This window comes from Mesorhizobium sp. CNPSo 4670 (genome assembly GCF_057784235.1).
Genome location: NZ_JBWJFQ010000005.1, coordinates 266,176 through 289,243, shown reverse-complemented (window position 1 = coordinate 289,243; position 23,068 = coordinate 266,176). Strand labels below are relative to the sequence as shown.

The window sequence follows — 23,068 nt, the reverse complement described above, 5'->3', positions numbered from 1 at the left end:
TGTGCCTCCCTTTGCCGGATCGTGAAGGCGAAGGAGGTGCCAAATGGCACACAAATTTTCGTTTCGATGGATCAGGATGGCCGTGATCGGCAACGCGCTGGCGCTGTCGACGCTGTCGGCACAGGCGCAATTCATCTGCGGCGGCCACAGCGACCTTGTCGCGGGACTGGCGCAGGCCTTCCAGCAAAAGCAGATCGGCTACGGTGTGGTCGGGCAAGCTGCCATTGTCGAGATCTATGTCTCGGCAAGTGGGACATGGACCATGCTGGTGACCGACGTGCAGGGCCGAAGCTGCATCTTCGCGACTGGTGATGGATGGGAGAATACCGTCCCCGTCACCGCGACGGCGCAAGGGATCTGAACCGCCCGATCAGCGACGGGTAGCGGCCACCTCGGCGTGGCCGCGCAGCAGGGTTATCAGCCGCTTGGCATCCTTGGCCGCGGCCTCCTCGTCGCCGTCGAGGATCGAGCGGATCAGCGCGACATGATGCTCGGCCGATTCGGCAAGCCCGGTGTCGGCCTTGTAGCGGAACCAGAAGCGGCGGCTGTGGGTCTGCAGAGGGGCGGCCAGGCGGGCGGCGAAGGGATTGTCCGCGGCCAGCGCCAGCGCTTCATCGAGCGCCTTGTCGGCCTGGATGAAGGCAAGCACGTTGCCGGAGATCACCGCCTTCTGCATGGCCAGGGCTGCTTCGTGAAACATGTCGGCGGCTTCGCGGGTGACGAAGCGGGCGGCCGACCGGGCCAGCACCACCTCGACGCCGCGGCGCGCATCGAGCACGCGCAGCCAGTCGCCGGGATGCAGTGGAGCGATCGCGATGCCGGCGCGCGGCCGCACGTCGAGCAGACCTTCCCAGGCCAGCCGCTGGATTGCCTCGCGCACCGGCGTGCGGCCAAGCGCCAGCCTTTCGATCAAGGCGCCCTCGGTGACGAAGCTCGCGGGTGCCAGTTCGAGCGTGACGATCATGTGCTCGAGCACGCGGTAGGCCTTGGCCGCCGCCGGCTCGAATGCAATGCTTGAGTCCATGGATATCAAAGGCGGCCTCCTGATATATCCAGGATATATCATAAGAGATTCCGCATTGACAGGCGATTTTCTAACAGATATACCACTGATATATCAGATGGAGACATGACCATGTGGACCGGAGTTTTCCCCGCCGTCACGACCAAATTCACTGCCGACGACCGCCTCGACCATGCCGAGATGGAGCGTTGCTTTGGCCTGCAGATGGAGGCCGGCTGCGACGGCATCATCGTCTGCGGATCGCTCGGCGAAGGGCCGATGCTGTCGCCTGACGAGAAGATCGAGGTGCTGAAGACCGCTCAGAAGGTCGCTGGCAAGAAGCCGGTGCTGCTGACGGTCAACGAGGCCGGCACCCGCGAGGCAGCCAGCATTGCGCGCCGCGCCGCCAAGGAAGGCGCCAACGGACTGATGGTGGTGCCGAGCCCGATCTATCACACCAACGCGGAGGAAACGGTCGCGGCGCTGCGCGCTGTCGCGGAGGCTGGCGACCTGCCGGTCATGATCTACTCCAACCGGCTCGCCTACCGCGTCGACGTCACCGTCGACCAGATGGAGGAGCTGGCATCGGACAAGCGCTTCGTCGCCATCAAGGAATCCTCCGACGACATCCGCCGCTCGACCGAGATCATCAATCGCTTGGGCACTCGCTACGACCTGTTCACCGGCGTCGACAATCTCGCTTTCGAGGCGCTGTCGGTCGGCGCCATCGGCTGGGTCGCCGGACTGGTCACCGCGTTTCCGCGCGAGACTGTCGCCATCTACCAGCTGATGAAGCAGGGCCGCCGCGAAGAGGCGCTCGCCATCTACCGCTGGTTCCGGCCGTTGCTCGATCTCGACGTCTCGACCTATCTGGTGCAGAACATCAAGCTTGCGGAAGTGTTCGCCATTCAAACCAATGACCGCGTGCGCATGCCGCGCCAGCCGCTGTCGGGTGAACGCCGCAAGGCAGTCGAAAAGATCGTCAAGGACGCGCTGGCGGTACGGCCGACACTGCCGCAGTTCTGAGACTTTCTTCTCTCCTTCAAGAGGAGAAGATGCCGGCAGCCGGATGAGGGCAGCGCTTACGTGCAAGCAAATTCCAAGTCGACAGAGGAGGGGCGCCGCCCCTCATCCGCCCTTCGGCCCCTTTCTCCCCTTGAACAGGGAGAAGGGGAAGACATAGCCATCATCGGTGGCGGCATCATCGGCATCTGCACCGCCGCCTGTCTTGCCGAGGCGGGGCGCAAGGTCACCGTCTTCGATCGCACCGGCATTTGCGAGGAAACGAGTTCCGGCAACGCCGCCGCCTTTGCCTTTTCCGACGTGCTGCCGATGGCGCACAAGGGCATGATCCGGCAGCTGCCGAAATGGCTGGCCGACCCGCTCGGTCCGCTCAGCATTCCACCCGCCTATCTGCCGAAGCTTCTGCCCTGGCTGATCCGCTTCTGGCGTGCCGGCGCGCCGGCAAAATATGAAACGAGCCTCGCCGCCCAGGCGGGCATGATGAAGCTTGCCGAAGCCGAATGGATGGGCCTGCTCGATCGCTCCGGCACGCGTGGCATGCTGCGCGAGGACGGCTCGCTCGAACTCTACGAAAGCGAGGCCGAGTTCCGCGCCTCGCTGTCCGGCTGGGCCGCGCGGGAGCGCTTCGACATTGGTTTTCGCCATGTCGAGGGCAATGAACTTGCAGCCCTGCAGCCTGGGCTCTCGCCGCGCTTCGTCAAGGGCACGTTCGTGCCGGGATGGAAGACGGTCGCCGATCCAAAATTGCTCGGCAAGGCGGTATGGGCTTACGCGCAGTCCAAGGGTGCGCGCTTTGAAATGGCCCGGATCGAGCGCGTCGGGGCGGATCAGGATGGCGCGACATTGACGCTGGCCGACGGCACGACCAGGCAAGCCAGGCATCTCATCATTGCCGCCGGCGCCTGGTCGCATCTGCTGGCAAGGCAATTCGGCGATCGCATTCCGCTGGAGACCGAGCGCGGCTATAACACGACGCTGCCGAAGGCTGCCTTCGACGTGAAGCGGCAGCTGATTTTCTCCGGCCACGGCTTCGTCATCACGCCGCTCGAAACGGGCTTGCGCGTCGGCGGCGCGGTCGAACTCGGCGGCATCGAGAGGCCGCCCAACTATGCGCGATCGAAGGCGCTTCTGCAGAAGGCGCAGAAATTCCTGCCTGGGCTCGATCCGGCCGGCGGGCGCGAATGGATGGGGTTCCGTCCCTCGCTGCCGGATTCGGTGCCCGTCATAGGTCGTGTGTCGGGAGGCCGGCCGGTGGTCTATGCCTTCGGCCACGGCCATCTCGGCCTGACCCAGGCGGCAGCCACCGGACGGTTGATCCGCGATCTCGTCCTGGGGCAGACTCCGCCGATCGATCTGGGCCCCTTCAGTCCACAACGATTCTGATTTTTCGGGTTTTGATTTTTTCGAGGAGCATCATGGCCAAGAAATCCTTCTTCTGCATAGACGGCCACACCTGCGGCAATCCGGTGCGGCTGGTCGCCGGCGGCGGCCCGCTGCTGCAGGGGGCGACGATGATGGAGCGGCGCGCGCACTTCCTCGCCGAATATGACTGGATCCGCACCGGGCTGATGTTCGAGCCGCGCGGGCATGACGTGATGTCCGGCTCGATCCTCTATCCGCCGACGCGCGAGGATTGCGATATCGCCATCCTGTTCATCGAAACCTCGGGCTGCCTGCCGATGTGCGGCCATGGCACCATCGGCACGGTGACGATGGCGATCGAGCACGGGCTGATCAAGCCGAAGACGCCTGGCGTGCTGAGGCTCGACACGCCGGCCGGCCTGGTCATCGCCGAGTACAAACAGGTCGGCGACTATATCGAGGAGGTGCGCATCACCAACGTGCCGTCCTTCCTCCATGCCGAAGGTTTGACGGTCGAGTGTCCGCAGCTCGGCGAAATCACCGTCGATGTCGCTTATGGCGGCAATTTCTACGCCATCGTCGAACCGCAGAAGAACTATCGCGACATGGCCGATTATTCGGCCGGCGACTTCATCGCCTGGAGCCCGGTGGTGCGGCAGCGGCTCAATGAAAAATATTCCTTCGTGCATCCGGAGAACCCGGGCATCAACCGGCTGTCGCACATGCTGTGGACCGGCAAGCCGACCGTGGAGGGCGCGGACGCCCGCAATGCCGTCTTCTACGGCGACAAGGCGATCGACCGCTCACCGTGCGGCACCGGCACCTCGGCGCGCATGGCGCAGCTTCATGCCAAGGGCAAACTCAAGGCCGGCGACAGCTTCGTCCATGAATCGATCATCGGTTCGCTGTTCAAGGGCAAGGTCGAACAGGACGTCATCGTGGCGGGCAAACCGGCCATCATTCCCTCGATCGGCGGCTGGGCGCGGATGACCGGCTTGAACACGATCTTTATCGACGACCGAGATCCGTTCGCGCATGGCTTCGTCGTCAAGTGATATCGACAGGCCTTGCATGTCGCTCAAAAGGGGTCCCGGTTTGGGCGAACGACAGTGCTAGGACCTAAAGCCGATCCGGCTCGGCATCGACCGAAACCTCCCGGCGAAACCAGTCCGCGAAGGTAAACGCGGCGGGCGAGGCGTCCACCGACATCGTCAGGAAATAGCCCTTGTCGCGGTTGGTTGCGATCGGTGACAAAACAATCAGATCGCCCCGCTTCAGCTCGTCCCGAAAAACGTCGACGGGACAAAGCGCCACGCCGTGGCCGGCGATAACCGCCGTTGCCAGAATGTTGAAGTCGGCGAAGACGGGTCCGTTGCCGACGTCGACATTGAGCAGCCCGGCCTCGGAGAACCACTCGCGCCAGCCGTGGCGGTTCTCGTCATGCAGCAGGTCCGCGCCCGCTATTCCCGCGGCTGTTCGCAGATGGTCCCTGCCGGCGAAGTAATAGGGGCTGCACACCGGCCGGTTCAGGCGTGAAAACAGCTTGAGGCTGGTGACGCCGGGAGTGGGATCAGCCCCAAGCGTGATCAGCACGTCGTTCTCACCATCGCCGAGCCTTTCCTCGGCCCGGGCATAAGCCACCCGCATACCGATGTCGGGATGGCTGGCGGTGAAGTCCGGCAGGCGGGGTACAAGCCAACGGCTGGCAATGGAAGGGATGCAGCCTACGGATACGGTCGCAACGGCCGCATTGCGCCTGATACGCCGGCATGTGGCGCCGAGTTCGGCAAGTGCCCCGCTCGCCGAGGCCTGCAGGATAACCCCGGCATCCGTCAGCCGTACCTTGCGCGCATCCCGGTGGAAGAGCGGCACGCCCAACCACTCCTCCAGCCGCTTTATCTGGTGACTGATGGCTGGGTGAGTGACGCGCAGCTCTTCGCCGGCAGCGGAGAAGCTGAGATGGCGCGCAGCGGCCTCGAAAGCACGGACGGCGTTCAGCGGGATGTAGTCCATATGTAAAATTTACTAACATATCGGGTGAGAAGCAATCATTTGAAGGCGCGCATGTCTTGTGGCATTTCTGCAATCGGACTTCGGAGCAAGCTCAGCAACGAAGATTCCGAGCTTTTGACGATATGCAGGGAAAACGACCATGTTCACCAGACAATTGGCTGATGTAGAAAAATCTGACTTCTTCGTAGACTGGGGCAATGGCACCAGCCACCGCCTGCTGACACAAAAGGACGGCATGGGGTTCACAGTCTGCCATACCGTTGTGCGTGCAGGCAGCGAATCGCGCCTCCACTATCGGCGGCATTTCGAGGCCTGCTACTGCATCGCCGGCGCCGGGGAGGTCGAAGACATGTCCGGTGGAGTGCACCGTATCGAGCCAGGCACGATCTATGTGCTCGATGAACATGACGATCATTATCTGCGTGCGGATGCCGCCGGCGACATGATCCTGGTCAGCGTCTTCAATCCTCCCCTTGATGGCACCGAGCGGCATGTCCTGACCGAGAATGGCGGATCCGCCTACTGAGTCCCGACGCGCCCATCGTTGGCTCGATCGGCGGCCGGTCGCCGATGACCCGATGAACACCAGCTTCATCGACGACCACGATTCGTTCGCGCAGGGTTTTGTGGTCAGCTAAGGGGAATCCTGACCCAGGGGAAAGCAAAGGAACGAAAAACGGATCGTCTCAGGAACGCAACGATTCTTCTCATCACCTAGTTTTGACGGTGATTTCTTCGAAATGGGGCGCATGATGCGGTCGAATCGTCAAAGACATTGCGTTATGCCAATGGTAGGGTCCGCGATAGTCCAAGGGGCCGGATGGGAAAAACGGGCAATCGAACGGCGTGCCGGCAAAACACGCATGACGGTTGAAAAATGACGTTGCAATCCGGGCTCGAAACTTTACGACTAGGGGAAATACGAAAAGGAATGCGTCTGCATGGGCGACATTCCAGGGGAGCCACGTACACATGCAGTACTTTGTCCAGCAGCTTATCAACGGGCTGACGCTGGGATCGATCTATGGGCTGATCGCGATCGGCTACACGATGGTCTACGGCATCATCGGCATGATCAACTTCGCCCATGGCGACATCTTCATGGTGGGCGCCTTCACGGCGCTGATCGTCTTCCTCGTCCTCGGTGCACTGTTCTATTCGGTGCCCGTCGTCATCGCGCTGCTGGTCATGATGATCGTGGCGATGCTGCTCACCAGCCTCTACAACTGGACGATCGAGAAGGTGGCCTACCGGCCGCTGCGCGGTTCGTTCCGGCTGGCGCCGCTGATCACCGCGATCGGCATGTCGATCGCGCTGTCGAACTTCGTCCAGGTGACGCAAGGGCCGCGCAACAAGCCGATCCCGCCGATGGTCAGCCAGGTCTACAACATCAACGGCATCAGCGTGTCGCTGAAGCAGATTATCATCGTTCTCGTCACGGCGGCGCTCCTGGCGCTGTTCTGGTACCTGGTCAACAGGACATCGCTGGGTCGAGCGCAAAGAGCGTGCGAGCAGGACCGCAAGATGGCCGCACTGCTCGGCATCGACGTCGACCGCACGATCTCGATCACCTTCATCATGGGTGCGGCGCTCGCCGCCGTCGCCGGCACCTTGTTCCTGATGTATTACGGCGTCATAGCCTTCTCGGACGGCTTCACGCCGGGTGTCAAAGCGTTCACGGCGGCGGTGCTGGGCGGCATCGGTTCGCTGCCGGGCGCGGTGCTCGGCGGGCTGATGATCGGCTTCATCGAAAGCATGTGGTCGGCGTATTTCTCGATCGACTACAAGGACGTCGCAGCGTTCTCGATCCTGGCGATCGTGCTGATCTTCCTGCCTTCCGGCATTCTGGGCCGGCCAGAAGTCGAAAAGGTCTGAGATCATGGCGGTTACCGTATCTCCGGAAAGCGACGTCGTCGCCAGCCCTGTCCAACGCGGCCTTAAGGAAGGCTTCTATGCCGGCGCCATTTCGCTCGGCCTGTTCGTGCTGTTCATTGGCCTGAAGACCGGCCAGAACATCTCCAATGAACTGGTCGTCACCACGCGCTGGGGCTTGCTTGCCGGCGTGGTGGTCGCCACGGCTGTCGGACGCTTCCTCTATGTCGCCTATGGCCAGCCCTTCATGGCCAACCAGAAGATCGCCGACGTCGCCACTGGCCTGTTGCCGGGCAGCGTGGCGTCGCGCTTCTTCCAGATGCCGTGGTTCATCGCGGCCGCCATCGCGGCGGTGTTGCTGTTCGTTTTTAACAACTCGCTCGCCGGATGGGTCGGAGCAGAACCGGCCGGCTATCTGCAATTCCTGCGCGCCCTGGCGATCATCTATGTGCTGGCCAGCGTGATCTACTATTTCAGGGCCTTCATCCACGCCAACTTCACCAAGCTCGGCATTGCCGCGCTTGTGCTGTACCCCATCCTCGTGGTCACGGTTTTGTCGCTGAACGCCTGGTCGATTGTCGGAGGGCTGCAGGGCTCGCTGAAATGGGTCGACAATTTCGGCATCCAGATCCTGATCTATGTGATGCTGGCCTGGGGCCTGAACATTGTTGTTGGCCTCGCCGGCCTGCTCGACCTCGGCTACGTCGCCTTTTATGCACTTGGCGCCTATGCGTATGCGCTGCTCGCCACCGAATACGGCCTGTCGTTCTGGATCCTGCTGCCAGCCGCTGGCGCCATGGCCGCCCTCTGGGGCGTGCTGCTCGGCTTCCCTGTGCTGCGCCTGCGTGGCGACTATCTGGCTATCGTGACGCTGGCCTTCGGCGAGATCATCCGCCTGGTGCTGATCAACTGGCGCGAGGTCACCAACGGGTCGGCCGGCATTTCCGGCATTCCCAAGGTCAGCTTCTTCGGCCTGATGTCGTTCAACGTGTCGGACTCAAACTATATAGCCAAGGTGCTGCACATCGCTCAGTCAGGTGCCTACTATAAGATCTTCCTTTACTATCTGATCCTGGGCCTGTGCCTGCTCACCGCCTTCGTCACCATCAGGCTGCGCCGCCTACCGGTTGGCCGTGCGTGGGAAGCGCTGCGCGAGGACGAGATCGCCTGCCGATCCCTGGGCATCAACACGACGACGACCAAGCTTACGGCCTTTGCCACTGGCGCCATGTTCGGCGGCTTCGCCGGCTCGTTCTTCGCCGCGCGGCAAGGCTTCGTCAGCCCAGAATCCTTCGTTTTCCTGGAATCGGCGATCATCCTGGCCATCGTCGTGCTCGGCGGCATGGGCTCGCTGGTCGGCATAGCGGTTGCCGCAATGGTGATGATCGGCGGCACCGAGGCGCTGCGCGAACTCGACTTCCTCAAGCAGATCTTCGGGCCGGACTTCACCCCCGAACTCTACCGCATGCTTCTTTTCGGCATGGCCATGGTCATCGTCATGCTGTGGAAGCCGCGCGGCTTCGTCGGCAGTCGCGAGCCGACCGCCTTCCTCAAGGAGCGAAGGGCTGTCTCCAGTTCCTTCACCAAGGAGGGCCACGGCTGATGAATGCGAGCACACCCATGAACGAGGCCATCCTGCAGGTCGAGCACCTGTCGATGAAGTTCGGTGGCCTGGTCGCCATCGGCGACCTGTCCTTCACCGCCAAGCGTGGCGAGATCACCGCGCTGATCGGACCCAACGGTGCCGGCAAGACCACCGTGTTCAACTGCATCACCGGCTTCTACAAGCCGTCGGAGGGCATGATCACGCTCAACCGCATCGATGGCTCGAGCTATTTGCTCGAACGTCTGCCCAACCACGAGATCCCGGCGCGCGCCAAGGTGGCGCGCACCTTCCAGAACATCCGTCTGTTCTCGGGCATGACGCTGCTGGAGAACCTTTTGGTTGCCCAGCACAACAAGCTGATGAAGGCCTCGGGCTATACGGTGCTTGGCCTGTTCGGCTTCAGCGGCTATCGCAAGGCCTCGGCCGAATCGGTCGAACTGGCCAGGCACTGGCTGGAGAAGGCCGATCTCGTCGACCGTGCCGACGATCCGGCCGGCGACCTGCCATACGGTGCCCAGCGGCGCCTCGAGATCGCCCGCGCCATGTGCACGGGTCCGGAGCTTCTGTGCCTGGACGAGCCGGCGGCCGGCCTCAATCCCAAGGAATCGGCGTCGCTCAACGAACTGCTGATCGACATCAAGAACACATCAGGCACCTCGATCCTGTTGATCGAGCACGACATGTCGGTGGTCATGCAGATATCGGACCACGTCGTGGTGCTGGAATATGGCCGCAAGATCTCGGACGGCAGTCCGCAATCGGTGCGTACCGATCCGCGCGTCATCGCCGCCTATCTCGGTGTCGACGACGAGGAAGTCGAGGCGGTCCTCACGGAAGTCGGCGACGAAGACGTCATCGAACAGCTCGATACGGGGCCTGATGCCGCGCACGGTCCGGGGACATCGTCGTCGTATCTCGCCGGGCCGGTGTCCGACACGGTCGGCCATAGCGAGGGCGAGCGGGTCACCGTGTCGAAGGGCGCCTCCAAGTCGGCGCAGGTCGACGCAAGATCGCTCGCAGCGGCAAACAAAGCGGCCTCGCTGGCTACCGTACCGGCGGCGAAGCCCGCTCCAGTGGCAAAGGCTAAGCCTGCTCCGAAAGAGGCGTCAAAGGCGGCAACTGGAACGGCAGTGAAGTCGACCGCGCCGGCAAAGCCGGCAGCCAAGGCTCCAGCGGCGAAGGCTCCGGCGGCGAAGGCTGGGGAAATCTCCAACCGGCTGGCAGCACCGCGCGGCGGCAAGGCCGACAATCTGACCCGCATCAAGGGCATCGGCACGGTCAACGAGAAGAAACTCAACGAGCACGGCATCTTCCATTTCGACCAGATCGGCGCCTGGAAGAAGGCCGACGTCGAGGCTGCCGAGGCCTATCTTGCCTTCGACGGGCGCATCGCGCGTGAGGAATGGGTCAAGCAGGCCAAGCTGCTCGGCCAGGGCAAGGACACGGAATTCTCGCGCCGCGTCGACGCGGGCAAGGTGGCGACCAGCCATTCTGCTGGGAAGACCGCAAGTGCGGCTTCCGGGAAAGCCGCAAGTGCGGCTTCCGGCAAGACTGCCGCTGCCAAGCCTGTGGCGGGCAAGCGCGGAGGGGGCAAGTGATGGCCGGGACAACGCTGCTCGATATCAAGGGCGTGCAGACCTACTACGGCAATATCCGGGCGCTGAACGGTGTCGATGTCACCGTCAACCAGGGTGAGATCGTGGCGCTGATCGGCGCCAACGGCGCCGGCAAGTCGACGCTGATGATGACCATCTTCGGCGCGCCTCGTGCGCGGGCTGGCACCATCACCTTTGCCGGCACCGACATCACCCAGATGCCGACGCATGAGATCGCGCGCATGCGCATCGCCCAATCGCCCGAAGGCCGTCGCATCTTCCCGCGCATGACGGTGATGGAAAACCTGCAGATGGGCGCCAGCCTCGACAACCTCAAGCACTATGACGAGGACGTCGAGAAGGTGTTCACGCTGTTCCCGCGACTCAAGGAGCGTATCGCCCAGCGCGGCGGCACGCTGTCGGGCGGCGAGCAGCAGATGCTGTCGATCGGACGTGCGCTGATGGCGCGGCCGAAGCTGTTGTTGCTCGACGAACCGTCGCTGGGTCTGGCGCCGCTGATCGTCAAGCAGATCTTCGACGCCATCCGCGAACTGAACCGCACCCAGGGGCTGACCGTGTTCCTGGTCGAGCAGAATGCCTTCGGCGCGCTCAAGCTCGCCACGCGCGGCTACGTCATGGTCAACGGCAATGTGACGATGAGCGGCACCGGCAAGGAACTGCTCGCCAATCCGGAAGTGCGCGCCGCCTATCTCGAAGGCGGACACCACTAAGTTTGGAGCGGAACGTGTGCATCCGATATTCCGCTCCAAGTTGTTTGTTTGTCGCATGATCCTTGTCCGAAAAGTCTGCAACTTTTCGGGATCATGCTAGGGAGACTTCACCATGCAGGGCATTCTTTACGAGGAGCCGTCGATCTGGCAGTTCTTCTTCGTCACCTGCCTGCTCGGCGGCTGGGCGGCCTGGATGACGGGAAAGGCAAGCGCCCAGACATGGCGCAGCTTCATCCATCTGTTCGTCTATATGCTAGGCCTTGGCATAGGCATCCGCTTCATCCATCACGCGCTGTTCGGCGGCACGATGTTCTCGCTGCACTACTATATCGTCGACACCATCGTGCTGATGATCCTTGGCTTCGTCGGCTATCAATACACACGAACAAACCAGATGGTGACGCAGTATAATTGGCTCTACGAAAGAGCTTCAATCTTGAGCTGGAAGCCGAAAGGCTGAGGTTCATCATTAACGCCGCTTCGGGGATGAATCGGCGTGACAAGTGCCTGAAAATCGGCAAACTATGCTTTCTGCGATAAGGGTGGGCATCGCATGAAAGCTTCATCCACGCCCACTCCGTAAATGGGAGCGTTTAAATGAAAAAATCACTTTTGTCCGCCGTCGCCCTGACCGCGCTCGTCGCGTTCGGCGGCAGCGCGTGGGCTGATGTACTGATCGGCGTTGCCGGTCCGATCACCGGTCCGAACGCAGCCTTCGGCGCACAGCTTCAGAAGGGTGCGGAAGCGGCTGTTGCCGACATCAATGCCAAGGGCGGCATCAACGGCGAGCAGATCAAGCTCGAGGTTGGCGACGACGTCTCCGATCCGAAGCAGGGCATCTCGGTCGCCAACAAGTTCGTCGGCGACGGCGTCAAGTTCGTGGTCGGCCACTTCAACTCGGGCGTCTCGATCCCGGCATCCGAAGTCTATGCGGAAAACAACATCGTCGAGATTACCCCGGCTGCCACCAACCCGCAGTTCACCGAGCGCGGCCTGTGGAACGTGTTCCGCACCTGCGGACGCGATGACCAGCAGGGTAGCATTGCCGGCGCTTATCTCGCCGCAAACTTCAAGGACGCCAAGATCGCCGTTGTGCACGACAAGACCACCTACGGTCAGGGCCTTGCCGACGAAACCAAGAAGGCGATGAACGCCAAGGGCGTGACGGAAGTCATGTATGAAGGCATCAATGTCGGCGACAAGGACTTCTCGGCGCTGATCGCCAAGATGAAGGAAGCCGGTGTCTCCATCATCTATTGGGGCGGCCTGCACACCGAAGCCGGCCTGATCATCCGCCAGGCGGCCGACCAGGGCCTCAAGGCGACGCTGGTTTCCGGTGACGGCATCGTGTCTAACGAGCTGGCTTCGATCGCGGGCGACGCGGTTGCGGGCACGCTCAACACCTTCGGCCCGGATCCGCGCCTGATCCCCGCGAACAAGGAACTCGTCGAGAAGTTCCGTGCGCAGGGCTTCGAGCCGGAAGCCTACACGCTCTACGCATACGCTGCCGTGCAGGCGCTTTCGGAAGCAGCAGCAGCGGCCAAGTCGAACGACCCGCAGGAAGTTGCCAAGGCGCTGCATGCGAATGGCCCGTTCAAGACCGTGCTCGGCGACCTGTCCTATGACGCCAAGGGCGACCCGACGCTGCCCGGCTACGTCATGTACGAATGGAAGAAGGGCGACGACGGCAAGTACACCTACATCCAGAAGATGTAAGCCTGTCGGCCTCGATCTCTACGGAATGCCCGGCGCTTCGCGTCGGGCATTTTTCTTTTGAGCCTCGCTCCCTTCCGGACGATCCGGCAAGCCGATAAAGCCGGCCTTTAGCCGGAAAAAGATCAGGCCTTGAATGGCCGCGCCGGGGCTTTCTTGCGCGTTCGACCGAATGCGACCGACTTTGGCGCAAAGATTCCGTTTCAATCGATTTAATTCAGCGTCAATTTTGTTTGCACTGCAGCATTTTCGCGCTAATCATGACGCCAGTTTCCTCCCCGACGCTGTCCGGAGTTCGTCCTTGGCCATTACGAAGATCCTCGTCGCCAACCGATCCGAAATCGCCATTCGCGTCTTTCGCGCAGCCAACGAACTTGGTCTCAAAACCGTGGCGATCTGGGCCGAGGAGGACAAGTACTCGCTGCATCGCTTCAAGGCCGACGAGAGCTACCAGGTCGGGCGCGGACCGCACCTGACCCGCGACATGGGACCGATCGAAAGCTACCTGTCGATCGAGGAGGTGATCCGCGTCGCCAGGCTTTCGGGCGCCGATGCCATCCATCCCGGCTACGGGCTTTTGTCGGAAAGCCCAGAATTCGCTGAAGCCTGCGCGGTCGCCGGCATCACCTTCATCGGCCCTAAGCCGGACACTATGCGCCGGCTCGGCAACAAGGTTGCCGCGCGCAATCTGGCGATCGAGGTCGGCGTGCCGGTGATCCCCGCCACCGATCCGTTGCCGGACGACATTGAGGCGGTCAAGAAACTGGCCAAGGAGATTGGCTATCCAGTCATGCTGAAGGCATCGTGGGGCGGCGGCGGGCGCGGCATGCGCGCCATCCGCTCCGAGGCCGATCTTGCCCGCGAGGTCATGGAAGGCAAGCGCGAGGCGAAAGCCGCCTTCGGCAAGGACGAGGTCTATCTCGAAAAGCTGATCGAGCGCGCCCGCCATGTCGAGGTGCAGGTGCTGGGCGACACGCATGGCAATGCCGTGCATCTGTTCGAGCGCGACTGCTCGATCCAGCGCCGGAACCAGAAGGTCGTCGAGCGGGCGCCGGCGCCATATCTCGAAATGTCGCAGCGCGAGGAGCTTTGCGGTTATGCGCTGAAGATCGCGCGCGAGACCAGCTATATCGGTGCCGGTACGGTCGAGTTCCTGCAGGATGCCGATACCGCCAAGTTCTATTTCATCGAGGTCAATCCGCGCATCCAGGTCGAGCACACCGTCACCGAGCAGGTGACCGGCATCGACATCGTCAAGGCGCAGATCCACATCCTCGACGGCTTCGCCATCGGCACGCCGGAATCGGGCGTGCCGGCGCAGAAGGACATCCGGCTGAACGGCCATGCCTTGCAGTGCCGCATCACCACAGAAGATCCCGAGCACAATTTCATTCCCGACTATGGCCGCATTACCGCCTATCGTGGCGCCACCGGTTTCGGCATCCGCCTCGACGGCGGCACCGCCTATTCCGGCGCGGTCATCACCCGCTTCTACGACCCGCTGCTGGAGAAGGTGACGGCCTGGGCGCCGACGCCGGCCGAGACCATCGCCCGCATGAACCGGGCCTTGCGCGAGTTCCGCATCCGTGGCGTCGCCACCAACCTGACCTTCCTCGAAGCGATCATCAACCACCCGAGCTTCGCCGACAATTCCTACACGACCAAGTTCATCGACACGACGCCGGAGCTGTTCCAGCAGGTGAAGCGCCAGGACCGCGCCACCAAGCTCATCAACTATCTTGCCGACGTGTCGGTCAACGGCCATCCCGAGGCGCGGGGCCGGCCACAGCCGAAGGCCGACGCGGCCGCACCCATCGTGCCCTACCTCAACGGCAATGTGCCGGGCGGCAGCAAGCAGAAGCTGGACGTGCTCGGACCGGAGAAATTCGCCGCCTGGATGCGCGCGCAAAAGGAGGTGCTGGTCACCGACACGACGATGCGCGACGGCCATCAGTCGCTGCTCGCCACCCGTGTGCGCACGCATGACATCGCCGGCATCGCCGGCACCTATGCACGCGCCTTGCCGCAGCTTCTGTCGCTCGAATGCTGGGGCGGCGCCACCTTCGACGTCGCCATGCGCTTCCTCACCGAGGATCCATGGGAGCGGCTGTCGCTGGTGCGCGAGGCAGCGCCCAATCTGTTGCTGCAGATGCTGCTGCGCGGCGCCAACGGCGTCGGCTACACCAATTACCCCGACAATGTCGTGCAGCATTTCGTCAAGCAGGCGGCCAGCGGCGGCATCGACCTTTTCCGGGTGTTCGACTGCCTGAACTGGGTCGAGAACATGCGCGTCGCCATGGACGCGGTCGGCGCCGAAGGCAAGCTGATCGAAGCGGCGATGTGCTACACCGGCGACATACTCGACCCGGCGCGAGCCAAATACGATCTCAAATACTACGTCGGCCTGGCCGGCGAATTACAGGCGGCCGGCGCCCACATCATCGCCGTCAAGGACATGGCTGGCCTGTTGAAGCCTTCCGCCGCACGCGTGCTGTTCAAGGCGCTGCGCGAGGCGACCGACCTGCCGATCCATTTCCACACCCACGACACGTCGGGCCTGTCGGCGGCGACGGTGCTGGCTGCGGTGGAGAGCGGCGTCGACGCCATCGACGCGGCGATGGATGCCTTCTCAGGCAACACATCGCAGCCTTGCCTTGGCTCGATCGTCGAGGCGCTGAAGGGCATCGAGCGCGACCCGGGCCTCGACCCGCAATGGATCCGCAAGATCTCGTTCTACTGGGAGGCGGTGCGCAACCAGTACGCCGCCTTCGAAAGCGATCTCAAGGGACCGGCCTCGGAAGTCTACCTGCATGAAATGCCGGGCGGACAGTTCACCAATCTCAAGGAACAGGCGCGTTCTCTCGGGCTTGAGACACGCTGGCACGAGGTGGCGCAGACCTATCACGACGTCAACCTGATGTTCGGCGACATCGTCAAGGTGACGCCGTCGTCCAAGGTCGTCGGCGACATGGCATTGATGATGGTCAGCCAGGACCTGACCGTCGCCGATGTCGAAAATCCAGCCAGGGATATCGCCTTTCCGGATTCGGTCGTCTCGATGCTGCGCGGCGATCTCGGCCAGTCGCCCGGCGGTTGGCCGGCAGCGCTGCAGAAGAAGGCCCTGAAGGGCGACAAGCCGATCACGGTGCGGCCGGGCTCGCTGCTCAAGCCGGCCGATCTCAAGGCCAGCCGCAAGGAGATCGAGGAGAAGCTCGAGCGCAAGCTCTCGGAGTTCGAATTCGCCTCCTGGCTGATGTATCCGAAGGTGTTTTCCGACTTCGCCGGCGCGCAGGAGACCTACGGCCCGGTCAGCGTCCTGCCGACGCCGACCTATTTCTACGGCATGAAGCCCGAGGACGAGATCTTCGTCGACATCGAGAAGGGCAAGACGCTGGTGGTGCGCTGTCTGGCCATCGGCGATGTCGACGACAAGGGCATGGTCACCGTGTTCTTCGAACTCAACGGCCAGCCACGCCGCGTAAAGGTGCCCGACAGGGCGCATGGCGCGTCCGCCGCCAAGGCTCGCCGCAAGGCCGAGCCGGGCAACGAGGCGCATGTCGGCGCACCGATGCCTGGCGTCGTCTCGGCGCTTTCGGTTGCTGCTGGCCAGGCCGTGAAGGCCGGCGACGTGCTGCTTTCCATCGAGGCGATGAAGATGGAGACGGCGCTGCATGCCGAGCGCGACGGCACGGTCGCCGAGGTTCTGGTCAAGGCCGGCGACCAGATCGATGCCAAGGATCTGCTGATCGCCTTTAACTGAGGCCTTTCGAGAATTCTACTCCGCCGGTCACCTGACGCGATGTTCTGAGCTTCCGGTGTTCGCGCCTGAATGTCCGCTGCGCGCCGGTTCTCGAAAGCCACGCCATCTGACTCTCCGGTGCGAGTTCTGAAAAGGTCTCGGATCCGGATTGAGGCCGGATTGTCACGCCCTATCGAACGTCATGACAAACCGCACCGATAACAGCTTGACCCGCCGCCGCCGGTCGGGCATCGAACCGGCTCAAATTTGCCGCCGTAGTCCCCCGAGTCGCGGCGCAGAAACGATGTGGAGAAAACATGGCCGACGATATCACCGAGACCAGCCAGACTGTTGCCGCCGGCCAGCTGCGTGCCTTCATCGAACGCATAGAGCGGCTCGAGGAAGAGAAGAAGACCATTTCCGACGACATCAAGGAAGTGTTCGCCGAGGCCAAGGGCACCGGCTTCGACACCAAGGCGATGCGCACGATCATCCGGCTGCGCAAGAAGGACCAGGCAGAGCGGCAGGAGGAGGAAACCATCCTCGACCTGTACAAGGCCGCGCTCGGCATGGTGTAAGACTAACCGGCTCGGCGCCCCATGCGGTTGCCGGAGATACGGTTCGAACCATGAGCGAATTCGACTTCGGCGCCCGCCGCGCCTCTGAATTCCGCCAGCGCGGTTTCTGGACGCTGTTCGAGGAACGGCATCCGGAGGAAAAGGCCCTGCTGGCGAGGCGCGGACCCTGGTTCTGGCAGCGCGGGCTGCCCGACTTCGCATTGGTCCTTTCCATGTATGTCGCGCCGGCGCAGAACCATGTCGGCGTCTTCTTTGGGCGCAACGAGAAGTTCGGCGCCACGGGAGCGTGGTCGCGGTTGAAGCCGTTCCAACCGGCGATCGAAGGCAAGTTGAAGCTCAGGCCGGAACAGAGTTGCCAGGGCCTCGGCATCAATTCGATGTGGCGGGTGAATTGCTTTGCCGAGGACAACTGGCCGGCCATGGCCGACTGGCTGGTGACGGAGGCCTCGCGCATCGAGCGCGCGGTCACCGAGGTTCTGGCGGACGAAGCCTGAGCGTGAGCTCGCGTCTGCCGACCGATGAGCGAGACGAGGGTTTTGCGATCAGTTCGCCGTCGCCGTATCGCGGCCGATCTCGTCCAGATGGTGCTGCAGCGTCATATGGTCGAGCGTACCCACCGGCAGATTGACGAACAGCGAAATGCGATTGCTGAGCATGCGAAAGGCATCGGCGAAGGCGAGGTGCACCTCGGCGTCGGTGCCGCGGGCCTTGGCCGGATCCGGTATCGCCCAAAGTGCCGTCATCGGATGGCCGGGCCATATGGGACAGGCTTCGTTCGCAGTGTTGTCGCAGACGGTGAAGACGAAGTTCATTTCCGGCGCGTCTGGCGCGGCGAATTCGTCCCAGCTTTTCGAGCGGGCGAAGCCCGTGTCGAAGCTGAGGGTTTCGAGCAGTTGCAGTGCGTAGGGATTGACTGTGCCCTTCGGTTGCGAGCCGGCGGAAAAGGCTTTGAACCTGCTGGCGCCGATCCGGTTGAGGATGGCTTCCCCCATGATGGATCGCGCCGAATTGGCGTTGCACAGAAACAGCACATTGTAGAAATTGTCGCTCATCTCAAGACCTCCCTGGCAAGGCGACTGGATGATGGGGCGGCAAATTCCGTCGGGACGTCGCCGCTTGGCAAAAGTATATCGAAAAGAAGCGGCGTAGAAAGGTTTCGCGACCGTGTGATGACATCCGGTCAGGTCACGATGTCCATCGTCGCCTTGTGTTGACAGTTTGTTGCGTTTGACGTTCCTGCCGACGCCGAAGCGAAGGTTGCGCCGATGAATGTTTCAAAGCTTCCCGAAGACGAGACCGACACGGCAGACCGGGGCTTCTTCCGCGCACGCTGGCAAGGCCTGGTGCCGCTCGATCGGCTGTTCTGGCGCGACCTCGTCCTTGTCGGCACGGCGATCAACGTCGCATCGTCGGTGGCCGCGATCGTCCTGCTCGGACTGAAGCTGCCGCTCGCGCTGGTTCTGGCGGTGCATTTCGCGCCGGTGCCCTACAACATCTTCCTGACCTTTGCCGTATGGCGAACCACGGAAAAGGCCACCGGCGCCAAGGCCTCGCTGATGACGATTGGCGCCACATTGTGGCTGATCCTGTCGGTCGTGGTCTGACAGTGCGGATACGGGGCACCTATCGCGCAATGAAAAAGGGCGGCCGCAGCCGCCCTTTCCATTCATCCGACAGTCGGGTTAAGCCGTTGGCTCGAATTTCAGCGCGACGCCGTTGATGCAATAGCGCAGGCCGGTCGGCGGCGGGCCGTCCTCGAAGACATGGCCGAGATGGCTGCCGCAGCGGGCGCAATGGCATTCGGTGCGGACCATGCCGTAGCTGCGGTCTACCGTGTTTTCGACCGAGCCCTGCACCGGGTCGTTGAAGCTCGGCCAGCCGGTGCCGCTCTCGAACTTCAGCTTGGACTCGAACAGCGGCTGGTCGCAGCCGACGCAGGAAAACGTGCCGGCGCGCTTCTCGTAGAGCAAAGCGCAGCTTCCAGGCCGCTCGGTGCCATGGCCGCGCATGACGGCATATTGCTCCGGCGTCAGCCGGGCGCGCCATTCGGCGTCGGTGCGGGTGACAGGGTAGGTGTGGGTGTCCATTCGATCTCCTCAGCCTTGCCTGCTCGTTGTTGATTGCAACCTCATATTCGCACCAAGATAGGCATTTGTTACAGCCCTGCCCAGTACGGGCACTTCTCGACAAGCAATCATTTCCCTTGACGCTCAATGCTTTCTTGAAAGCTGCTTCGTCGCTCCTTCGAGCCCGGCCAGCGTCAGCGGGAACATGCGGCCGCCAAAAATGTCGCGGATCATGGCAATCGAATGGGTAAAGCCCCAGTTCTTCTGGTGCTCGGGGTTCAGCCAAACCGCGTTCGGCCATTGCTGCAGCAGGCGGCCGAGCCAGACGGTCCCAGCCTCCGGGTTCCAGTGTTCGACCGAGCCGCCGGGATGCGCGATCTCGTAAGGGCTCATCGAGGCGTCGCTGACGACGATCACCTTGTAGTCCGGCCCATATTTATGGATCAGGTCGAAGGTCGGGATCGTCTCGGCATGCCGGCGGCGATTGTCCTTCCACACGCCTTCATAGAGGCAGTTGTGGAAATAGAAATATTCGAGCTGTCGGAATTCGGCGCGGGCGGCCGAAAATAGCTCTTCGACGCTCTTGATGTGGTCGTCCATCGAGCCGCCGACATCGAAGAACATCAAGAGCCTTACCGCGTTGCGCCGTTCGGGCCGCGTCTGCACGTCGAGATAGCCATGCTCGGCGGTGGCGTGGATGGTGCCCGGCAGGTCGAACTCCTCCTCGGCGCCCTCGCGCACCCAGCGGCGCAGGCGCTTCAGCGCGATCTTGATGTTGCGGGTGCCGAGTTCGACGGCATCGTCGAAATTCCTGAACTCGCGTCTGTCCCAGACTTTAACGGCGCGTCGGTTGCGGCTTTCGTGCTGGCCGATGCGCACGCCTTCGGGATTGTAGCCATAGGCGCCGAAGGGTGAGGTGCCGCCGGTGCCGATCCATTTCGAACCGCCCTGGTGGCGGCCTTTCTGCTCCTCCAGCCGCTGTTTCAAGGTCTCCATCAGCTTTTCGAAACCGCCGAGTGCCTCGACCAGTTTTTTCTCTTCGTCGGTCAGGTGCTTCTCTGCGAGCCGGCGCAGCCATTCCTCGGGAATATTGGCGACATCGACAGCGTCCGGCCCGCCCAACGCCTCGACGCCCTTGAAAACATGGGCAAACACCTGGTCGAAGCGGTCGATGTGGCGTTCGTCCTTCACCAGCGCGGTGCGGGCCAGATAGTAGAAACCCTCGACGTCGTAGTCGACCAACCCGGCTTCCAGCCCCTCCAGCAGCGACAGATATTCCCGTAGCGAGACGGGAACACGCGCTGCCTTCAGTTCGAGGAAGAAAGGGATGAACATCGTCTATCTACAGCAAATCATACTCGATGAAGCCGGTCCGGCGCGCCACATAGTCGTAGAGCTTGCGCGCGGTGGCGTTGGTCTCGTGCGTCATCCAGTAGACATTCTTGACGCCGATTTTTGCGGCTTCCAGCTTCACCGCCTTGATCAGCTCAGCACCAATGCCTTTGCCGCGCACGTCCGGATCGGCGAACAGATCCTGCAGATAGCAGTTGTTCTGCTCCGCCCAGCAGGAGCGGTGATAGAGATAGTGGGTGAGGCCGACCGCCTTGCCGTCGAGCGTGGCGATGAAACCCTTCGGCTCGAACTCACCCGCCGCGAACAGCCGCTTCCAGGTAACGGCGTAGACCTCTTCCGGCAGCCTGGTTTCATAAAAGGTTAGATATGCGGTCCACAGCCGCCGCCAGTCGGCATGGTCGGACTGCGCCAGCGGGCGGACGGTGATCTCGGTCATTTCATTCTCCTCCGAAAGGCTCCGGCCGGAACTGCCTGCCTGTTCGGTTGGCGGCAAGGTCCACAGCCGGGGAAAGCGCTACCCCTGCCGTCTCGCCATGAAGGCCAGTCGCTCGAACAGATGCACGTCCTGTTCGTTCTTCAAAAGGGCGCCATGCAGCTTGGGCAGGGCGTTCTTCGGATCGGCGCGCAGGTCTTCCGGCGCGATGTCGTCGGCGACCAGAAGCCTTATCCAGTCGAGCGCCTCGGAGGTCGACGGCTTCTTCTTCAGCCCCGGCACCTCGCGGATCTCGTAGAACTGGGTGAGGGCCGCGCGCACCAGGTTCTGCTTGATGCCGGGATAGTGCACGTCGACGATTTTGTGCAGCGTTTCGACGTCGGGAAAGCGGATGTAGTGGAAGAAGCAGCGGCGCAGGAAGGCGTCCGGAAGCTCCTTCTCGTTGTTGGAGGTGATGATGACGATCGGCCTGACCGCGGCGCGAATGGTCTCGCCGGTCTCGTAGACGAAGAACTCCATCCGATCGAGTTCCTGCAGCAAATCGTTGGGGAACTCGATATCGGCCTTGTCGATCTCGTCGATCAGAAGCACGACCTTCTTGCCGGCCGAGAACGCCTCCCAAAGCTTACCGCGCTTGATGTAGTTCCTGATGTCGTTGAAGCGCTCGTCGCCGAGCTGGCTGTCGCGCAGCCGCGACACGGCATCGTATTCGTAAAGGCCCTGCTGCGCCCTGGTGGTCGACTTGACGTGCCATTCGATGAGGTCGAGCCCAAGGGCTGCCGCAACTTGCCTGGCGAGTTCGGTCTTGCCGGTGCCGGGCTCGCCCTTGACCAGCAGGGGCCGTTCCAGCGCGATCGCCGCGTTGACCGCCACCATCAGATCCTTGTCGGCGACATAGGCCGCCGTGCCTTCGAAACGCATTTTTGCTCCCTGGTTGGTCATGACGACCGTAAGGACGCGGCTCCGCCTGTGCAAGGGTGGCTTGTCGACGGCGGCGAGGCCGTGAACCCGACACGGAAAGAACGCTAGTCTCACTGGCGCTTGGTCGACCAGCAGCCTATATTGGTCGGGACGGTCTGTGCTTCCCGGCAGGAGAACATTTTCCCCGGGGCCTTAACGATCCTTAGGGAGCTGTCCCTGGGAAGACCCGTGGGTTTTCTCACACGGCGCCCACCTACTTTGTAGGTTCCCGGGATCGCTCTCTCCACCGGTTGTGTGGATCGTCGCTTTTCGCAACGCATCCATGTATTTCGGTGGATGATGCGGTGGAAAACGTCGCTCCTAAAACTCCACCCAAATCTGACTTTTTCTATCGTCTGCGCATGACATCCTCAAAGCACCTGAAAAAGCAGCTTCGCGTCGAGGCACTCGGGCGCCGCGACGCGCTCGATGAATTCTGGCGCGTGGAGATCGCCCTAGAAATGGCCGAGACGGCGCGCGATCACCTCGCTGTCGAGCCGGGTCAGATCGTCTCCGGCTTCTGGCCGATGCGCTCGGAAGTCGACGTCCGGCCGCTGATGTTCGCCTTGCGCGAGAAGGGAGCCAGGCTTTGCCTGCCGGCGATCCTCGACAAGTCCACCATCGTCTTTCGCGAGCTCGTGCGGGGCGCTCCGATGGTCGAGATGGGCTTCGGTACGGTTGGCCCGCATGAGGAGGCCGAAGTGCTCGACCCCACGGTGATGCTGGTGCCGCTCGCCGCCTTCGACGCGCGCGGCCATCGCATCGGCTATGGTGCCGGCTACTACGACCGTGCCATCGCCAAGCTTGTCGACAAGGGGCAGGCGCCCAGATTGATCGGCATCGCCTTCGACTGCCAGGAGGTGGCGCTGGTGCCGGATGAGGACCACGACGTCGTCATCCCGGAAATACTCACGGAGAGTGGGTTGCGCCGCTTCTCGCCAAAATTGTAGATAAGCACAATGGACGCATGATCTTTTCACAGACGTCATGCAGCTTTTGCTTCGCTGACATTCGGTGCGGG

General features: G+C 62.4%; 24 protein-coding genes and 1 other RNA gene. 17 read left to right on the top strand and 8 right to left on the bottom strand.

Features of this window, described 5'->3' with window-relative positions; translation table 11 throughout:
- Positions 1 to 43 precede the first annotated feature (43 nt).
- Positions 44 to 361, top strand: a complete 318-nt coding sequence (locus AC0ZT5_RS12280; RefSeq protein ID WP_488496639.1) for a hypothetical protein — start codon at positions 44 to 46, stop codon at positions 359 to 361.
- Between the two features lie 9 nt (positions 362 to 370).
- On the opposite strand, the gene AC0ZT5_RS12275 is transcribed toward AC0ZT5_RS12280, so the two are convergent.
- Entirely contained in the window at positions 371 to 1,024 is a 654-nt protein-coding gene (locus AC0ZT5_RS12275; protein WP_477285441.1) for a GntR family transcriptional regulator, read from the bottom strand.
- A gap of 111 nt (positions 1,025 to 1,135) precedes the next feature.
- Between AC0ZT5_RS12275 and AC0ZT5_RS12270 the strand changes: the two genes are divergently transcribed.
- From AC0ZT5_RS12270 to AC0ZT5_RS12260, 3 genes are read left to right on the top strand one after another with little or no spacing between them, the layout of a single operon-like run.
- Positions 1,136 to 2,029: a dihydrodipicolinate synthase family protein gene (locus tag AC0ZT5_RS12270; protein WP_488496638.1), complete on the top strand. Its 894-nt coding sequence runs from the start codon at positions 1,136 to 1,138 to the stop codon at positions 2,027 to 2,029.
- Between the two features lie 60 nt (positions 2,030 to 2,089).
- On the top strand, positions 2,090 to 3,409 hold the full coding sequence (locus AC0ZT5_RS12265; RefSeq protein WP_488496637.1) for an NAD(P)/FAD-dependent oxidoreductase: 1,320 nt from the start codon (positions 2,090 to 2,092) through the stop codon (positions 3,407 to 3,409).
- Positions 3,410 to 3,441: 32 nt separating this feature from the next.
- Positions 3,442 to 4,443, top strand: a complete 1,002-nt coding sequence (locus AC0ZT5_RS12260) for a 4-hydroxyproline epimerase (protein ID WP_488496636.1) — start codon at positions 3,442 to 3,444, stop codon at positions 4,441 to 4,443.
- Positions 4,444 to 4,507: 64 nt separating this feature from the next.
- Here AC0ZT5_RS12260 and AC0ZT5_RS12255 read toward each other — a convergent pair whose 3' ends face one another.
- Positions 4,508 to 5,401, bottom strand: a complete 894-nt coding sequence (locus AC0ZT5_RS12255) for a LysR substrate-binding domain-containing protein (protein WP_488496635.1) — start codon at positions 5,399 to 5,401, stop codon at positions 4,508 to 4,510.
- A gap of 139 nt (positions 5,402 to 5,540) precedes the next feature.
- Here AC0ZT5_RS12255 and AC0ZT5_RS12250 point away from each other — a divergent pair, with 139 nt between their 5' ends.
- The 7 genes from AC0ZT5_RS12250 (at position 5,541) to AC0ZT5_RS12220 (ending at position 12,921) form a co-directional block, all read left to right on the top strand.
- Positions 5,541 to 5,927 (top strand): ectoine synthase, encoded by a 387-nt coding sequence (locus tag AC0ZT5_RS12250; protein ID WP_488496634.1) that lies wholly within the window; start codon positions 5,541 to 5,543, stop codon positions 5,925 to 5,927.
- Positions 5,928 to 6,373: 446 nt separating this feature from the next.
- The gene (locus AC0ZT5_RS12245) at positions 6,374 to 7,276 is read left to right on the top strand and encodes a branched-chain amino acid ABC transporter permease (RefSeq protein WP_095084211.1); all 903 of its coding nucleotides are present in this window, start codon (positions 6,374 to 6,376) and stop codon (positions 7,274 to 7,276) included.
- Positions 7,277 to 7,280: 4 nt separating this feature from the next.
- A complete protein-coding gene (livM, locus tag AC0ZT5_RS12240) occupies positions 7,281 to 8,876 on the top strand; it encodes a high-affinity branched-chain amino acid ABC transporter permease LivM (protein WP_488496633.1) in 1,596 nt (531 codons plus the stop codon).
- Positions 8,876 to 10,477 (top strand): ATP-binding cassette domain-containing protein, encoded by a 1,602-nt coding sequence (locus AC0ZT5_RS12235; RefSeq protein WP_488496632.1) that lies wholly within the window; start codon positions 8,876 to 8,878, stop codon positions 10,475 to 10,477. The genes livM and AC0ZT5_RS12235 overlap by 1 nt, the downstream gene beginning before the upstream one ends.
- Complete coding sequence (locus tag AC0ZT5_RS12230; RefSeq protein WP_184872396.1) at positions 10,477 to 11,205, top strand: ABC transporter ATP-binding protein; 729 nt, start codon at positions 10,477 to 10,479, stop codon at positions 11,203 to 11,205. The genes AC0ZT5_RS12235 and AC0ZT5_RS12230 overlap by 1 nt, the downstream gene beginning before the upstream one ends.
- Before the next feature lie 112 nt (positions 11,206 to 11,317).
- Positions 11,318 to 11,665 (top strand): DUF6867 family protein, encoded by a 348-nt coding sequence (locus AC0ZT5_RS12225; protein ID WP_095084215.1) that lies wholly within the window; start codon positions 11,318 to 11,320, stop codon positions 11,663 to 11,665.
- A gap of 137 nt (positions 11,666 to 11,802) precedes the next feature.
- Entirely contained in the window at positions 11,803 to 12,921 is a 1,119-nt protein-coding gene (locus AC0ZT5_RS12220; protein ID WP_095084216.1) for a branched-chain amino acid ABC transporter substrate-binding protein, read from the top strand.
- Positions 12,922 to 12,939: 18 nt separating this feature from the next.
- Here AC0ZT5_RS12220 and AC0ZT5_RS12215 read toward each other — a convergent pair whose 3' ends face one another.
- On the bottom strand, positions 12,940 to 13,125 hold the full coding sequence (locus AC0ZT5_RS12215; protein WP_488496631.1) for a hypothetical protein: 186 nt from the start codon (positions 13,123 to 13,125) through the stop codon (positions 12,940 to 12,942).
- Positions 13,126 to 13,219: 94 nt separating this feature from the next.
- Between AC0ZT5_RS12215 and pyc the strand changes: the two genes are divergently transcribed.
- The 3 genes from pyc to AC0ZT5_RS12200 all read left to right on the top strand — a co-directional run bounded on the left by pyc (position 13,220) and on the right by AC0ZT5_RS12200 (position 17,729).
- Positions 13,220 to 16,678: a pyruvate carboxylase gene (gene pyc / locus AC0ZT5_RS12210; protein WP_488496630.1), complete on the top strand. Its 3,459-nt coding sequence runs from the start codon at positions 13,220 to 13,222 to the stop codon at positions 16,676 to 16,678.
- A gap of 296 nt (positions 16,679 to 16,974) precedes the next feature.
- Complete coding sequence (locus AC0ZT5_RS12205) at positions 16,975 to 17,235, top strand: DUF2312 domain-containing protein (RefSeq protein WP_027027312.1); 261 nt, start codon at positions 16,975 to 16,977, stop codon at positions 17,233 to 17,235.
- A 50-nt stretch (positions 17,236 to 17,285) separates the two neighbouring features.
- Positions 17,286 to 17,729, top strand: coding sequence for a hypothetical protein (locus AC0ZT5_RS12200; RefSeq protein ID WP_488496629.1), 444 nt, complete (start codon positions 17,286 to 17,288; stop codon positions 17,727 to 17,729).
- Between the two features lie 48 nt (positions 17,730 to 17,777).
- On the opposite strand, the gene AC0ZT5_RS12195 is transcribed toward AC0ZT5_RS12200, so the two are convergent.
- The gene (locus AC0ZT5_RS12195) at positions 17,778 to 18,287 is read right to left on the bottom strand and encodes an arsenate reductase ArsC (RefSeq protein WP_488496628.1); all 510 of its coding nucleotides are present in this window, start codon (positions 18,285 to 18,287) and stop codon (positions 17,778 to 17,780) included.
- 213 nt (positions 18,288 to 18,500) lie between these two features.
- On the opposite strand from AC0ZT5_RS12195, the gene AC0ZT5_RS12190 reads away from it, so the two are divergent.
- Positions 18,501 to 18,839, top strand: coding sequence for a hypothetical protein (locus tag AC0ZT5_RS12190; RefSeq protein ID WP_488496627.1), 339 nt, complete (start codon positions 18,501 to 18,503; stop codon positions 18,837 to 18,839).
- A gap of 78 nt (positions 18,840 to 18,917) precedes the next feature.
- On the opposite strand, the gene msrB is transcribed toward AC0ZT5_RS12190, so the two are convergent.
- The 4 genes from msrB to AC0ZT5_RS12170 all read right to left on the bottom strand — a co-directional run bounded on the left by msrB (position 18,918) and on the right by AC0ZT5_RS12170 (position 22,008).
- Entirely contained in the window at positions 18,918 to 19,322 is a 405-nt protein-coding gene (gene msrB, locus AC0ZT5_RS12185) for a peptide-methionine (R)-S-oxide reductase MsrB (RefSeq protein ID WP_064995925.1), read from the bottom strand.
- 123 nt (positions 19,323 to 19,445) lie between these two features.
- Positions 19,446 to 20,636, bottom strand: a complete 1,191-nt coding sequence (locus AC0ZT5_RS12180; protein ID WP_488496626.1) for a vWA domain-containing protein — start codon at positions 20,634 to 20,636, stop codon at positions 19,446 to 19,448.
- 7 nt (positions 20,637 to 20,643) lie between these two features.
- Positions 20,644 to 21,090, bottom strand: a complete 447-nt coding sequence (locus AC0ZT5_RS12175) for a GNAT family N-acetyltransferase (protein ID WP_488496625.1) — start codon at positions 21,088 to 21,090, stop codon at positions 20,644 to 20,646.
- A gap of 78 nt (positions 21,091 to 21,168) precedes the next feature.
- Positions 21,169 to 22,008, bottom strand: coding sequence for an AAA family ATPase (locus AC0ZT5_RS12170; RefSeq protein WP_095084224.1), 840 nt, complete (start codon positions 22,006 to 22,008; stop codon positions 21,169 to 21,171).
- A 149-nt stretch (positions 22,009 to 22,157) separates the two neighbouring features.
- Here AC0ZT5_RS12170 and ssrS point away from each other — a divergent pair.
- Both ssrS and AC0ZT5_RS12160 read left to right on the top strand, forming a co-directional pair.
- Positions 22,158 to 22,313: non-coding RNA, 6S RNA (gene ssrS, locus AC0ZT5_RS12165), on the top strand.
- 96 nt (positions 22,314 to 22,409) lie between these two features.
- Entirely contained in the window at positions 22,410 to 22,997 is a 588-nt protein-coding gene (locus AC0ZT5_RS12160; RefSeq protein WP_488496624.1) for a 5-formyltetrahydrofolate cyclo-ligase, read from the top strand.
- Positions 22,998 to 23,068: the final 71 nt, after the last annotated feature.